This is a genomic window from Micromonospora sp. D93 (assembly GCF_018070365.1).
In the GTDB taxonomy this organism is placed as follows: domain Bacteria; phylum Actinomycetota; class Actinomycetes; order Mycobacteriales; family Micromonosporaceae; genus Micromonospora; species Micromonospora ureilytica.
The window spans coordinates 52310-65656 of the sequence record NZ_JAGPXW010000032.1; the positions used below are offsets into that span (position 1 = coordinate 52310).

At 69.0% G+C, this 13347-nt stretch carries 14 protein-coding genes; 12 read left to right on the forward strand and 2 right to left on the reverse strand.

The window, feature by feature from the left end; genetic code table 11:
- The first annotated feature begins 47 nt into the window (after positions 1 to 47).
- The 11 genes from KBX71_RS27820 (at position 48) to KBX71_RS34885 (ending at position 10112) form a co-directional block, all read left to right on the forward strand.
- Positions 48 to 584, forward strand: coding sequence for a DUF4240 domain-containing protein (locus KBX71_RS27820; RefSeq protein ID WP_112588292.1), 537 nt, complete (start codon positions 48 to 50; stop codon positions 582 to 584).
- Positions 585 to 700: 116 nt separating this feature from the next.
- Positions 701 to 2578: a translation elongation factor 4 gene (lepA, locus tag KBX71_RS27825; RefSeq protein WP_210820769.1), complete on the forward strand. Its 1878-nt coding sequence runs from the start codon at positions 701 to 703 to the stop codon at positions 2576 to 2578.
- 380 nt (positions 2579 to 2958) lie between these two features.
- Positions 2959 to 3243 carry a GlsB/YeaQ/YmgE family stress response membrane protein gene (locus tag KBX71_RS27830; RefSeq protein WP_210820771.1) on the forward strand — a complete coding sequence of 95 codons (285 nt, stop codon included), beginning with the start codon at positions 2959 to 2961 and terminating at the stop codon, positions 3241 to 3243.
- An 845-nt stretch (positions 3244 to 4088) separates the two neighbouring features.
- Positions 4089 to 4373 carry a GlsB/YeaQ/YmgE family stress response membrane protein gene (locus KBX71_RS27835; RefSeq protein ID WP_179780541.1) on the forward strand — a complete coding sequence of 95 codons (285 nt, stop codon included), beginning with the start codon at positions 4089 to 4091 and terminating at the stop codon, positions 4371 to 4373.
- Between the two features lie 251 nt (positions 4374 to 4624).
- On the forward strand, positions 4625 to 5911 hold the full coding sequence (locus tag KBX71_RS27840) for a sugar ABC transporter substrate-binding protein (RefSeq protein ID WP_210820772.1): 1287 nt from the start codon (positions 4625 to 4627) through the stop codon (positions 5909 to 5911).
- On the forward strand, positions 5908 to 6894 hold the full coding sequence (locus KBX71_RS27845) for a carbohydrate ABC transporter permease (protein WP_210820774.1): 987 nt from the start codon (positions 5908 to 5910) through the stop codon (positions 6892 to 6894). The genes KBX71_RS27840 and KBX71_RS27845 overlap by 4 nt, the downstream gene beginning before the upstream one ends.
- Positions 6891 to 7721 (forward strand): carbohydrate ABC transporter permease, encoded by an 831-nt coding sequence (locus KBX71_RS27850; protein WP_210820775.1) that lies wholly within the window; start codon positions 6891 to 6893, stop codon positions 7719 to 7721. The genes KBX71_RS27845 and KBX71_RS27850 overlap by 4 nt, the downstream gene beginning before the upstream one ends.
- Positions 7722 to 7803: 82 nt before the next feature.
- Positions 7804 to 8439 (forward strand): MOSC domain-containing protein, encoded by a 636-nt coding sequence (locus tag KBX71_RS27855; protein WP_210820776.1) that lies wholly within the window; start codon positions 7804 to 7806, stop codon positions 8437 to 8439.
- A gap of 145 nt (positions 8440 to 8584) precedes the next feature.
- On the forward strand, positions 8585 to 9175 hold the full coding sequence (locus KBX71_RS27860) for a helix-turn-helix domain-containing protein (protein ID WP_210820802.1): 591 nt from the start codon (positions 8585 to 8587) through the stop codon (positions 9173 to 9175).
- Positions 9175 to 9546: a hypothetical protein gene (locus KBX71_RS27865; protein ID WP_210820777.1), complete on the forward strand. Its 372-nt coding sequence runs from the start codon at positions 9175 to 9177 to the stop codon at positions 9544 to 9546. The genes KBX71_RS27860 and KBX71_RS27865 overlap by 1 nt, the downstream gene beginning before the upstream one ends.
- Positions 9543 to 10112, forward strand: coding sequence for a hypothetical protein (locus KBX71_RS34885; RefSeq protein ID WP_374102653.1), 570 nt, complete (start codon positions 9543 to 9545; stop codon positions 10110 to 10112). Before KBX71_RS27865 ends, KBX71_RS34885 begins: the two co-directional genes overlap by 4 nt.
- A 110-nt stretch (positions 10113 to 10222) precedes the next feature.
- Here KBX71_RS34885 and KBX71_RS27880 read toward each other — a convergent pair whose 3' ends face one another.
- Positions 10223 to 11125 (reverse strand): phytanoyl-CoA dioxygenase family protein, encoded by a 903-nt coding sequence (locus KBX71_RS27880; protein WP_124820442.1) that lies wholly within the window; start codon positions 11123 to 11125, stop codon positions 10223 to 10225.
- Positions 11126 to 11346: 221 nt separating this feature from the next.
- Complete coding sequence (locus KBX71_RS27885) at positions 11347 to 12207, reverse strand: hypothetical protein (protein WP_210820778.1); 861 nt, start codon at positions 12205 to 12207, stop codon at positions 11347 to 11349.
- A 320-nt stretch (positions 12208 to 12527) separates the two neighbouring features.
- Between KBX71_RS27885 and KBX71_RS27890 the strand changes: the two genes are divergently transcribed.
- Positions 12528 to 13292 (forward strand): SDR family NAD(P)-dependent oxidoreductase, encoded by a 765-nt coding sequence (locus tag KBX71_RS27890; protein WP_210820779.1) that lies wholly within the window; start codon positions 12528 to 12530, stop codon positions 13290 to 13292.
- The last annotated feature ends 55 nt before the right edge of the window (positions 13293 to 13347 follow it).

Here is a 13347-nt window from a genome sequence, read left to right on the forward strand (position 1 = left end):
CCGGGGTACGTGCGCGACGCACGGCGACACTGCCAGACTGCCAAGCCATGAGGACCGAGGACTTCTGGCAGTTGATCGACGAGGCGCGGGCCGGCGGCGGCGGTGAGCCCGGCCCGGTCGCCGCGCGGGCCGTCGCGCTGCTCGCCGAGCGCGACCCGGAGGACATCATCGGGTACGCACGGCACCAGACACGGGTGCTGGCCGCCTCACACAAGGCGGATCTCTGGGGTGCGGCGTACCTGATCAACGGTGGTGCCTCGGCCGACGGCTTCGAACACTTCCGGGGCTGGCTGATGACCCAGGGCCGTGCCGTCTTCGCCCGCGCGGTCGCCGAACCGGACTCGCTGGCCGAACTGCCCCAGGTGCGGGCGGCCTCGCTCAGCGGCGAGGAGTTCTCCGCAGAGCAGATGCTCTCGGTGCCCTGGGACGCGTACCGCAAGGCCACCGCGACCGAGCTGCCGGCCGACCGCGACCCGGTGCGGACACCGGACCTCAACGACTTCTGGGACTTCGACGACGAGGACGAGGCGCGTCGGCGGCTGCCCCGGCTGGCCGCGCTCTTCGTCGAGCCGCCGATGGAGTGAGGGGTCCTCGCGCCGATCCATCGCCCGCACAGTGGGCGCACCCCGGCGGCGTGGGAACATAGAGGGGGTCGGCGGCGCGCCGGCCTGTTCACGTCAGCCGACCAGAACGGACCGCTGTGCCACCGAAGCTCGATCCCGGCGCGAACGCTCCCGGTTCCACCGACCCCGGTCGCCTCCGGAACTTCGGCATCATCGCCCACATCGACCACGGGAAGTCGACCCTGGCCGACCGGATGCTGCAGCTCACCGGTGTGGTCGACCCTCGGCAGATGCGCGCGCAGTACCTGGACCGGATGGACATCGAGCGCGAGCGCGGCATCACCATCAAGAGCCAGGCCGTCCGCATGCCGTGGACCATCCGCGAGGGTGAGCGGGCCGGCGAGCACGCGGTGCTCAACATGATCGACACCCCGGGGCACGTGGACTTCACCTACGAGGTGTCCCGGTCGCTGGCCGCCTGCGAGGGCGCAGTGCTGCTTGTCGACGCCGCACAGGGCATCGAGGCGCAGACCCTGGCGAACCTCTACCTGGCTCTCGAGAACGACCTGCGCATCATCCCGGTGCTCAACAAGATCGACCTGCCGGCCGCGCAGCCGGAGAAGTACGCCGAGGAGCTGGCCCACCTCATCGGCGGCGACCCCGCCGACTGCATCCGGGTCTCCGGCAAGACCGGTGAGGGCGTCCCGTACCTGCTCGACGAGATCGTCCGGCAGTTCATTCCACCGGTCGGCGACGCCGCGGCGCCCGCCCGGGCGATGATCTTCGATTCGGTGTACGACGTCTACCGCGGCGTCGTCACGTACGTCCGGGTCATCGACGGCCGGATCAGCGCCCGCGACCGGATCAAGATGATGTCCACCGGTGCGGTGCACGAGCTGCTGGAGATCGGCGTCATCTCACCCGAGATGGTCAAGGCCGACGCGCTCGGCGTCGGCGAGGTCGGCTACCTGATCACCGGTGTGAAGGACGTCCGGCAGTCCCGGGTCGGTGACACGGTCACCATCAACAGCCGGCCGGCGACCGAGGCGTTGGGCGGCTACAAGGACCCGAAGCCGATGGTCTACTCCGGCCTCTACCCGATCGACGGGTCCGACTACCCGAACCTGCGCGAGGCGTTGGACAAGCTCAAGCTCAACGACGCCGCCCTGGACTACGAGCCGGAGACCTCCGGCGCGCTCGGCTTCGGCTTCCGCTGCGGCTTCCTCGGCCTGCTCCACCTGGAGATCATCCGGGAGCGGCTGGAGCGCGAGTACAACCTCGACCTGATCTCCACCGCGCCCAACGTCGTCTACCGGGCGATCACGGACGACGGCGAGGAGATCGTCGTGACCAACCCGAGCGAGTACCCCACCGGCAAGATCGCCGAGGTGTACGAGCCGGTGGTCCGGGCCACCGTGCTGACGCCCAACGACTACGTGGGCGCGATCATGGAGCTCTGCCAGGGCCGGCGCGGCACCCTGCTCGGCATGGACTACCTCTCCGCCGACCGGGTGGAGCTGCGCTACACGCTGCCCCTCGCGGAGATCATCTACGACTTCTTCGACCAGCTGAAGAGCCGTACCAAGGGCTACGCCTCGCTCGACTACGAGCCCTCCGGCGAGCAGGCGTCCGACCTGGTGAAGGTGGACATCCTCCTGCACGGCGAGCCGGTGGACGCGTTCAGCGCCATCGTGCACAAGGACAAGGCGTACAACTACGGCGTCACCATCGCCGCCAAGCTGCGCACCCTGATCCCGCGCCAGCAGTTCGAGGTGCCGATCCAGGCGGCCATCGGCAGCCGGGTCATCGCCCGGGAAACCATCCGGGCGATCCGCAAGGACGTGCTCGCCAAGTGCTACGGCGGCGACATCAGCCGCAAGCGCAAGCTGCTGGAGAAGCAGAAGGAAGGCAAGAAGCGGATGAAGATGGTCGGCAGAGTCGAGGTGCCGCAGGAGGCCTTCATCGCCGCCCTCTCCTCCGACTCCGGCGACGGCAAGGCCGCCGGCAAGAAGTAGTTCGCGATGCCGTACGCGCCCGGGTGCCACACGCACCCGGGCGCGTTGCGTTTCCGGTGTGCTCGCCTGTCTCGCGTTCTCGCCCGTCTTGGCCTCTGTCGGGCCCGCCGTTACTGCCGGCCTGGCGCCGGGGTGTGGCGAGTGTGACCGCCGGGTGCGGAAAATTTTTCTGTCGCTGTCGTGGGGTCGGCCGCTCGACGACATGGGCTCCTACCTGTGTGGACGTGCCCGCGCGCCAACCGACGCACCCCGAGAACATTGACGACTGGCGCTGTCCTTTGCGGTGAGTCGGTTTGGGCTTTCGGTGGGTCGGGCACTTACCGGTCACGACAGGAAGCACACACATCGTGTGTCAGACATTCTTTTGAAGGAGGGCGACCGTGGAGTTCACCGTGTGGGGCATCATCACTGCGATCGTTGTTGGTCTCATCGTCGGCGCGCTCGGCCGCCTGGTCGTCCCGGGCCGGCAGAACATGCCGATCTGGCTGCACATGCTGATCGGTATTGGCGCCGCCCTGCTGGGCACCGTACTGGCGCGGGCCATCGGCATCGCGACCGAGACGAACGGCGTCGACTGGGGCGAGCTGCTGGTGCAGGTCGTGGTGGCCGCGATCGCTGTCGCACTGGTTGCCGGTGTGGGTGGCCGCCGCCGCATGACCCGGTAACACCACAGCACCAACCCGTACCACCGCGACACCTCGATGGGCGCCCGACCGACAGGTCGGGCGCCCATCGGCGTTCCACCCGCCACGACGGTCTTCGCCGCGTTCTGTCCACCGCCGCGGTCGTCGCCGGTTCTGTCCACCGCGACGGCCTCTCGTCCGACGTCTCCGGCGTGCGGCCTGAAGGTCTGCCCTCCTGCGCGCCCGCGGTCTGCCATGGCACGCGGCCCGAAGTCGCAGTGTGTGGCCCGAGGTCTGCCGTTTGCGGCGGCTCGAGGGTTTGCGGCGTGCCGCGTGGGCCCGACGTTTGCGGCGTGCGGCCCGACGTTTGCGGCGTGCGGCCCGACGTTTGCGGCGTGCGGCCCGACGTTTGCGGCGTGCGGCTCGAGGTCTGTGGGCGAGCCCGCCGGAGGTCTGCGGCGCCCTGTCGAGCGTCCCCGCTGGGCTGGATCGCGGTGATCGGCTCGGTTGTGGTGACGTCGAGGCGTCCTGGGTGGATGTACCGCCGCGCAGCAGTGCCATCACCCCCGGCAAGTCCATCTCTCGGTCCGCTCCGGTTGGACGACATCATCCGCCTCCGCCGGATGCGGCGGCCTCAACGACCTCTTGTTGAACGCGGCCCGGGGCCCGGTGGCCCGGGGCCCGGTGGCCCGGGGCCCGGTGGCCCGGGTGTCCGGGGCGGGTGGACCGACGGCCGGATGGGGCCCGCAGTGGAACGTGTTCCTGTCGGCCAAGTCGTGATCGTTTCGTGAGTGAAGTCGGTTTGGAATTTAGGTGGGTCGGGCAATTAACGGTCACGACAGGAAGCACACGAACCGTGTGTCAGACATTCTTGAAGGAGGGTGGCCGTGGAGCTCACCGTGTGGGGCATCATCACTGCGATCGTTGTTGGTCTCATCGTCGGCGCGCTCGGCCGCCTGGTCGTCCCGGGCCGGCAGAACATGCCGATCTGGCTGCACCTGCTGATCGGTGTCGGCGCCGCGCTGCTGGGCACGGTCCTGGCGCGGGCCATCGGCATCGCGACCGAGACGAACGGTGTCGACTGGGGCGAGCTGCTGGTGCAGGTCGTGGTTGCCGCGATCGCTGTCGCACTGGTTGCCGGTGTGGGTGGCCGTCGCCGCGTCACCCGATAACGACCCGGCATCATCTGACGACACAGCACCACTTGTAGGACAGCACGACTGGAAAGAGCGCCCGGCCAAGAGCCGGGCGCTCTTTCGTGCTGGAGTGCCCGGCTTTGGCCCGATGCTGGAGCGCCGGTCGTCGGGCCCCTGCGGTACGGTCGCCACGCTTCGGCCAGTCCCGCCCACTGTCGTAAAGGAATTCTCCGTACTAGGGTGCGGCGGAGAAGGTTAGTTCCAGGCGGCGCGAGGGGAGAAGTGGCGTGAACAGGTGGAAGCGGCTGGCCCCGGTCACTGCCATGGTGGCCTCGGCCGCGATGGTGCTGACCGGTTGTGGAGGCTCCGGCGACGACGCGGCCGACGACAGCAAGCTCACGGTCTGGATGATGGGCGAGGGCGGGGACGCGCAGAACTCCTTCCTCGACGGGGTCGAGGCCGAGTTCCGCCAGAAGCACCCCGACACCGACGTGGTCGTGCAGTACATCCCCTGGCTGGAGGCGCCCAAGAAGTTCCAGGCCGCGCTCGCCGGCGGTGAGGGTCCGGACATCACCGAGCTGGGCAACACCGAGACCCAGGGTTGGGCCGCACAGGAGGCGCTCGCCGACGTGAGTGGTCGGATGGGCGGCTGGGCCGACGGCAAGGATCTGCTGCCCGACCTGGTGCGCAACGCGCAGCTCGACGGCAAGCAGTACGGCGTGCCCTGGTACGCGGGTGTGCGCGCCATCTACTACCGCACCGACTGGTTCGCCGAGGCCGGCGTGCAGCCCCCGAAGACCTGGGACGACCTGGTCACGGTGGCCAAGGCCGTGCAGGCGAAGAAGAAGGGCACCTACGGCATCGCGCTGCCCGGCAACTCCGAGCTGCCCTTCTACTCCTTCCTCTGGGGCGCGGGCGGCGAGATCGCCAGCAACCAGGGCGGCACCTGGAAGTCCGGCTACACCACGCCCGAGGCGCAGCGGGCCGTCAAGTTCTGGACCGACCTGGTGACAGTGCACAAGGTCGCCCCGCCGGCGGCGGCGGGTTGGAACGAGATCGACGCGCGTACCCAGTTCGCCACCGGCAAGGCCGCGATGGCCTTCGCCGGTAGCTGGCAGCAGGGCGCCATCAAGAAGGACAACCCCGAGATCGAGAAGGTCTGGGGTACGTTCCCGATCCCCAGCCCCGACGGCAAGGCGGCGCCCGGTTTCGCGGGCGGCTCGGACGTGGCGATCTGGAAGGACAGCGAGCGGCAGGACCTGGCCTGGGAGTACCTGACCGTGCTGCTGAACAAGAAGAACGCGCAGAGCTTCGCGAGCAGCCTCGGCTTCTTCCCCGTCTACCAGGACCTGGTCTCCGGTGGCGCCTACGCGAACGACAAGGTGATGGCGGCGTTCGCCACCACCATGCAGAACACCAAGCTCACGCCGCTCACCCCGAAGTGGGTGGAGGTCAGCCGGACGAAGACGGTGACCCAGGCGATGAACAGCTCGGTCATGAAGGGTCAGAAGACGGTCGAGAAGGCTACCGCCGACGCGGCCGGTGAGATGGAAGGCATCTTGAACAGCAAGTGAGCTCACTGACCAAGAGCGCCGAGGCGGCCGCCGCGCGGGAGACCCCCGCGCGGCGGCGTCGCGGGGTGGACCGCCTGCCCTACCTGCTGCTTCTGCCCGCCCTGCTGATCATCGGGGTGCTGCTGCTCTGGCCGCTCGGCCAGGTGGTGGTGATGTCCTTCTACCGACTGAACAGCGTTCGGCAACTGCGCGGCGATCGCGAGTGGCCGTGGGTGGGGCTCGGCAACTACACCGACATCCTCTCCGACCCGTTCTTCCTGACCGTGCTGCGCAACACGGTTCTGTTCGCCGCGGCGAACGTGCTGCTCACGATGGTGCTCGGCACTCTGGTGGGGCTGCTGCTCAACCGGCTCGGTCCCAAGATGGCGACGTTCGTGGCCAGCTGCGTGATGCTCGCCTGGGCCACGCCCGCGCTGACCGGCACCATCGTCTGGAAGTGGATCTTCGACGACACGAGCGGCCTGGTCACGTGGCTGTTCAACGCGTTGCCGGACGGGCTCTCGAACGGCCTGTTCGGGCGCAGCGACTGGACCGGCTACGGCTGGTTCAACTCGCCGCTGCTCTTCTTCGCCATCCTCACCCTGGTGGTGGTCTGGCACTCGTTCCCGTTCATCGCGGTGAGTGTGCTGGCCGGTCTCAAGAGCGTGCCGAGTGAGCTGCACGAGGCGGCCCGGGTGGACGGGGCCAGCCCGTGGCGGGTCTTCTGGAAGATCACTTTCCCGTTGCTGCGCCCGGTCTTCGGAATCCTGATCGTGCTCTCCACGATCTGGGACTTCAAGGTCTTCACCCAGCAGTTCGTGCTGGCCGGCGGCACCCAGGACCGGCCGACGTTCATGCTCGCCATCTACTCGTACGCCGAAGCCTTCTCGCCGCCGCCGAAGTACGGGCTCGGCGCGGCCATCGCGGTGATCCTCACGCTGATCCTGCTCGTGGTCACCGGCTTCTACGTACGGATGGTGCTCAGGCAGGAGGACGAGTCGTGAAGAAGGTCGCTCTCAACGGCGCCGGGCTGCTGGTCGCGCTCTTCGCGGCGTTCCCGGTCTACTGGATGATCTCCACCTCGCTGAAGCCGAGCAACGAGATCTTCTCCTCCACCCCGCAGCCGGTGCCCACCCATCCGACGTTGGCGCACTACCGGGAGATCCTGACCGGCAACCTGATCCCCGGCGTCAGCTTCCTCGACTTCTTCCTCAACAGCGCGCTGGTCGTCGTCTCCACTGTGGTGCTCAGCGGTCTGGTGGCGTTGCTCGCCGCGACCGCGGTGGCCCGGTTCCGGTTCCGGCTGCGGACGAGCTTCCTGATCATGCTGCTGGTGGTGCAGATGATCCCGCTGGAGGCGTTGGTCATCCCGCTGTTCCTGATGATCCAGCGGCTGGGGCTCTACAACACCCTGCCCAGCCTGATCCTCACGTACCTCGGTTTCTCGCTGCCGTTCGCGGTCTGGATGCTGCGCGGCTTCGTCGCCGCGGTGCCGAAGGAACTGGAGGAGGCGGCGGCGATCGACGGGGCCAGCCGGGCCCAGACCTTCCGCCGGGTGCTCTTCCCGCTGGTCGCCCCCGGCCTGGTGGCCACCAGCATCTTCTCCTTCATCACGGCGTGGAACGAGCTGATCTTCGCGTTGACGTTCATCAACGACCAGGGCAGCTACACACTGCCGGTCGCGATGACCTTCTTCTTCGGTCGGGACGACACCAACTGGGGCCCGGTGATGGCCGCGTCCACCCTGTTCACCCTGCCGGTCATCATCTTCTTCCTGCTGGTGCAGCGTCGGATGGTCTCCGGCCTGGTGGCCGGCGCCGTCAAGGGCTGACCCTTGCCGCGACGGTTGACGCCGGTGCTGACCCCCGGCCGGGAGGGCTGGCCAGCGCTGGGCCGCTACTAGGCTGACGGTCATGACGGGCAGGGTGGCAGCGGTGAACCTCGGCATCGTGACCGAGGCGGGGTGGGCGGGCGACGCGAGCGGCCGCAGCGGCATCGACAAGCGGCCGGTCGACGGCCCGGTGTCGCTGCTCACCGGCGGCCTGGCGGGCGACTTCATCGGCGAGCGGGCCCATCACGGTGGTCCTGACCAGGCGGTCTACGCCTATGCCGAGGAGGACGCCGCCTGGTGGGTGGCCGAATTGGGCCGTGCCATCCCGTCCGGCGGCTTCGGCGAGAACCTGACCACCTACGCGGTCGACGTGACGGGTGCGGTGATCGGCGAGCAGTGGCAGGTCGGCTCCGCCCTGCTCCAGGTCACCAAGCCGCGCACCCCCTGCACGACCTTCGCCGGGTTCTGGGGCGTACCGGATCTGATCAAGCGGTTCACGGTCCGGGCATCGCCCGGGGCCTACCTGCGGGTTCTGCGCGAGGGGGAGGTCGGCGCGGGCGACCCGGTCGAGGTGGTGGACCGACCCGCGCACGGTGTGACCATCGGCGAGGTGTTCCGGGCGACCAGCCTGGAGCCGGAGTTGTTGCCTCGGCTGCTCGACGCGGAGGGCCTGCCGGAGCCGATCCGGGAGAAGGCCCGCCGCCGGCTGGGACGCTGACTCGCAGGCCCGCTTTCGGCTCTCGACGTCCGGTTCAGAGCGCTACGCCCCACGCTGCTCTCCTGGGGGCGGCGAAAGGTGCACCACTAGGCGGATGAGGCCTAACGTTCTCACTATCAATAGTGATAATGTTCCTGTCGTGGAGATGTCGCGAGAACGTTGGGCTGATCTGGCGCTGCACCCCGTGCGGATCCGGATCCTGCGCGCGGTCGCGGGCGCGCGCCTGACCACCCAGGCCCTGATCGAGCTGCTGCCCGACGTCCCGCAGGCCACCATGTACCGGCAGTTGGCGATCCTGGTCAAGGCGGGGCTACTCAAGGTGGTCGAGGAGCGCAAGGTACGCGGCGCCGTCGAGCGGGTGTACGGGCTTCCCGCGCAGGGCGCGACGCTCGACCCCGCGAGCCTGGCCACGGCCACGGTGGAGGACCACGCACGGTACTTCACGGCGTTCGTGTCGAGTCTGCTGTCGGAGTTCTCCCGCTACCTCGCCAGGGAACGGATCGACTTCGTCGCCGACGGGGTGGGCTACCAACAACTCGTGCTGCACGTGACCGACGCCGAGTTCAGCGAGTTCGCCGCCGGCTTCAACGCGCTGGTCGTCCCACTGCTGGCCAACAAGCCCGGCAACGGACGGACACCCCGCCTGCTGGCGACAGTTCTGTTGCCGACCGACCCGCCGACGTCGGAGCGGCCGGCGCCGGCTGACGATTCCGAACCAACGAAGGGGGACGGCTGATGGCTTCGGTCGTTGTGACAAACGACGTGATCGACATCCGGTTCACCGGATGGGAGCGGTTGTGGACGGGGCGGGATCAGCTCGTGCTGCGTCTCGCCGCGGTGCGACGGGTCGACCTGGTGAACGATCCGCTCCGGCTGGCCCGTGGCGCCCGCCGCGGGTACGTGGTGTCCGGCTTCACCAAGATCGGTGTCTGGGGCCTGTTCGGCGGCCCTCGCCAGCTCGTGGCGGTCCGCCGGGCGGAGTCCGGGGTGCACCTCGTCCTGGACCGGCCGGCGGGCGGCGGTGAATTCGACGAGGTCGTGCTCTCCAGCCCCACGGCACCGGGCATCGTGGCCACGATCAAGCGTTCTATGGCGGCCCACCAATGACCGGCGACGGGCTCGCGATCGAGGTGTCGCGCCTGACCAAGCGCTTCGGCGACGTCACCGCCGTGCGGGACCTGAGTTTCACCGTGGAGCCCGGTGTGGTCACCGGCCTCGCCTACGGGGTCGTCCTCGCGGGCACTGCCGCGGTGGCGCTGCTCGCTGTCGCCGCCGCCCGCGGCGTCTCACTCGGTCTGCCGGTCACCACCGTGCTGGCGCTGCTCGGCCGTATCGCCGCAGCGATGGCTGTCTACCTGCTCGTCGGGGCGGGGGTCGGTGCACTCATCCACCACCAGATCGCGGCGCTGTGTGTCGTAACCGGCTATCTGTACGTGGGGGAGCCGGTGCTGATGATGATCCCCGGTGTCAACACGCTGTACCCGGTCCTGCCCGGCGGAGCCACCGCCGCGCTGACCGACTTCACCTACCTCGCCGACGCGATGTCCGCGGAACTCGGCAGCGGGGCCGTTCACCTGCTCCCACCGGTGACCGGTGCCCTCCTGCTCGCCGCGTACGCGCTGACCGCCTCGGCGATCGCCGTACTCGTCCCGATGCGCCGCGACATCACCTGACCGACCGGGCGCGGTACCGGCCCGAGCAACGCCGGCCCGAGACGGCGACGACCGGGCGGCAGGGGACAACCCCTGCGGCCCGGCCGTCGTCAGCCGTTCCTGTGGTCAGATCAGCGGAGCCAGGGGATGTTGCGGTCGAGCAGACCGCGCTCCTTGAGCTCCTTGCGCAGCGGGATCTCGTCGTCGACGTACCCGTCCCAGTTGATGCCCCAGTAGTTGGCGGTGTGGGTGCCCTCACCGATCAGCTGGCGCTGCACGGGGGTGCGGTTGCGGTACCACTCGCCGTTCAGGTCGGGGTGCAGCTCGTCCAGCGGACGGATCCACCGGTAGGTGTAGCCGACGAAGAGCATCTTGCGGGTGATGGTCGACAGGTTCGTCGACCGGGAGTGCCACTGCCGACGGTCGAAGATGAAGGCGTCGCCCGGGTTCGCGGTGATCTCCACCGTGCCCTCCGGGTCGGGGTTCTGCACGGTGAGGTCCGCCGGCCGGGGCAGCGAGTTCTTCAGGTGGCTGCCCGGGATGACCTTGGTAGCGCCGCGGCCGGTCTCGGAGAGATCCGACAGCACGTACGCGACCTTCAGCGAGAACATCGGCCGGGGCAGGTTCGGGTCCATCGTCTCCGGGTCGGAGTTCTGCCGGTACCCGTCCTGGTGCCAACCCCAGTACGGCTTCTCCGGCTCGGCGGCCGGAGGGGTGACGTCCAGGTGGTTGTGGTGGGTGTAGATGTTCCAGCCGGCCAGCCCCCACATGTACGGGAAGGCGATCGGGTGGGTCAGCAGCTCACCGAAGAGCTCGTCGCGCTCCAGAAAGCCTAGCAGGTGCAGGGTGCCGTCCTTCTTGGTGGTGCCCTTCGCCTGCTCCTCCGCGTAGACGCGGTCGACCGCCGCCTCCAGCGCCGCCCGGTGGTCCTCCGTCAGGACGTTGCGCAGCAGGAGGAAGCCCTGCTCGTGGAACTCCTTGCGGTCAGTGTCGCTGATCGGTTCGTAACCGGTCCGGTCGCCGTAATCGAACACCGCGTCGTACCCCTCCCCATGAGGTGAAACCTTTTCTGGCACAGGCCGCCGATCGTAACGCGGTGGTCCAGGCGTCGGGGAGGGCGTGGTGCGGGATTTGGCCGCAGTGGGACCCCACGCAGCGAGAGAAACGCACAGAGTGAGATCTAGGAGATCAATAGCTCGATTTGATGTTCATTGCCCGATTGTGCGGTGACTGCCGGTTAAGAGATCCGGGTCGGTCAACCCTCGTTGAACACCTCGGCCACGACCTGGCCGGCGGGGTTCTGCGGGCCGTCCACCCGGTCCCACGAGCCGCCGCGGGCGGTCCACTCCAGGTCGCCGAAGCGGACCCGCTTCACACCATGGTCCTGGGCATGCGACACCAGCCAGTGCGCATAGCGCCAGCCGTCGCGTTGGTCGCCCGGAGTCACCGCCAACCCGGTCGGGTTGGTCGGGTCGGTGCCCTTCAACCCCCAGTCCAGCACGAGGTTGCGGGTAAGTTGCGCGGCCGCCGCCGCGCCGTGCATCACCGGGGTGCGCCCCACCGTGCAGGCGACCGCGCCGCTGGCGTCGCCCATCAGGGCCCGGCTGAGCACCTCGGAGTCGTCGGCCCACTTCTGGTACGCCTCGGGGAACGCCGAGCGCTGCACCCGCTGGGCGGCGTCGGTGACGCGCATCTTCTCCCAGCCGCGCACCTTCTTGAGCGCCGCGTAGAACCGGTTGGCCGCGTAGCGCGGGTCGCGGATCTGCGCCGGGGTGCCCCAGCCCTGGCTCGGTCGCTGCTGGAACAGGCCGACCGAGTCGCGGTCGCCGTCGGCGAGGTTGCGCAACCCGGACTCCTGGTACGCGGTGGCGAGCGCGACCACGACGGCCCGCTCGGGCATTCCGCGCTTCGCGCCGATCGCCGCGATGGTCGCCGCGTTGGCCATCTGGTCGGCGTCCAGCGCGACCCTTCCGTCGGCCTGCACTGTGCACTTCCGTGCCACCAGCGGCAATGTGAGGTTGTCGCCGACCTGCCGTACGACGAGCCAGATCGCGATCACGGCGACGAGGATGAGCACCACTCCACCCGCCACGGTTGCCCGAGTTCGCACCCACACCCCCAGATCGACAGTCTGCCAAGCGTACGTCCCCGCAGGGCGTCTCCGGGTCGTCCGAGCGGTTCGGGCCCACGGTGGCCGACTCCGGCCAGTTCGGGGTCGGCTCCGCTGTCGCGTGCCGGTTGGCGACGTTCCCGCTCCGGTCGCGATCTCACCTGCCGCCGCGTTCTGTCTCCGGCCCGGCGCAGGGCTGTCGTGAGCGTCACCGGGTAAGCCGTAACGGGAAGCGATTGACCGGTCAAGGACTTAGCTCTGTTGACATGTCAATCCGACCTACCACCCATAGCCGGGCGCGTTGGTCCCGAACGAGGAGGAGTTCCATGGGAACGCTCGATGGCAAGGTCGTGCTGATCACCGGCACCGGCGGTGGTCTGGGCCGCGTCGCGGCGCTGACCTTCGCACGCGAGGGCGCGAAGGTCGTCGGGGCCGACCTCCAGGTCGCCGGTAACGACGAGACTGTCGAACTCGTCCGCCGCGCCGGCGGGGAGATGACCGGCATCGCGCCGGTCGACCTCACCGACCCCGAGCAGGTACGCAAGCTCGTCGACGACGCTGCCGCCACCTACGGCGGGCTCGACGTGGTCTACAACAACGCGGCCGCGCTCCGCTTCGGCCCGATGCCCGACTTCTCGGTGCGGGACTGGCGCTACACCATCACCGGCGAACTCGACATTCCGTACTTCGTGTCGAAGTTCGCCTGGCCGCACCTGGTCCGGCGCGGTGGCGGTGTCATCATCAGCGCCGCCTCCATGGCCGGGATGATCGGCGGCCACGTCCCGCCGATGGTCGGTCACACGGCCGCGAACGCCGGCATCATCGGCATGACGCGACAGCTCGCGCTCGAAGGCGCGCCCCACGGGATCCGCGCGGTGGCGGTCAGCCCCGGGCCCACCCTCACCCCGGCCAGCGAACGCGACCTCGGTGACAACCAGGAGGCGCGGGACGCCATCACCGCCAAGACGCTCCTCAAGCGCTTCGCGCGCCCCGAGGAGGTCGTCGAGCTGGTGGTCTTCCTCGCGTCCGACCGGGCGTCCTACATCACCGGGGCGAACTACCCGGTCGACGGCGGCGCGACCGCCTGGTGACCCGGCAGGAAACGGGGGCGCCGCCGAACGACGGCGGCGCCCCCAGAGGTCACCC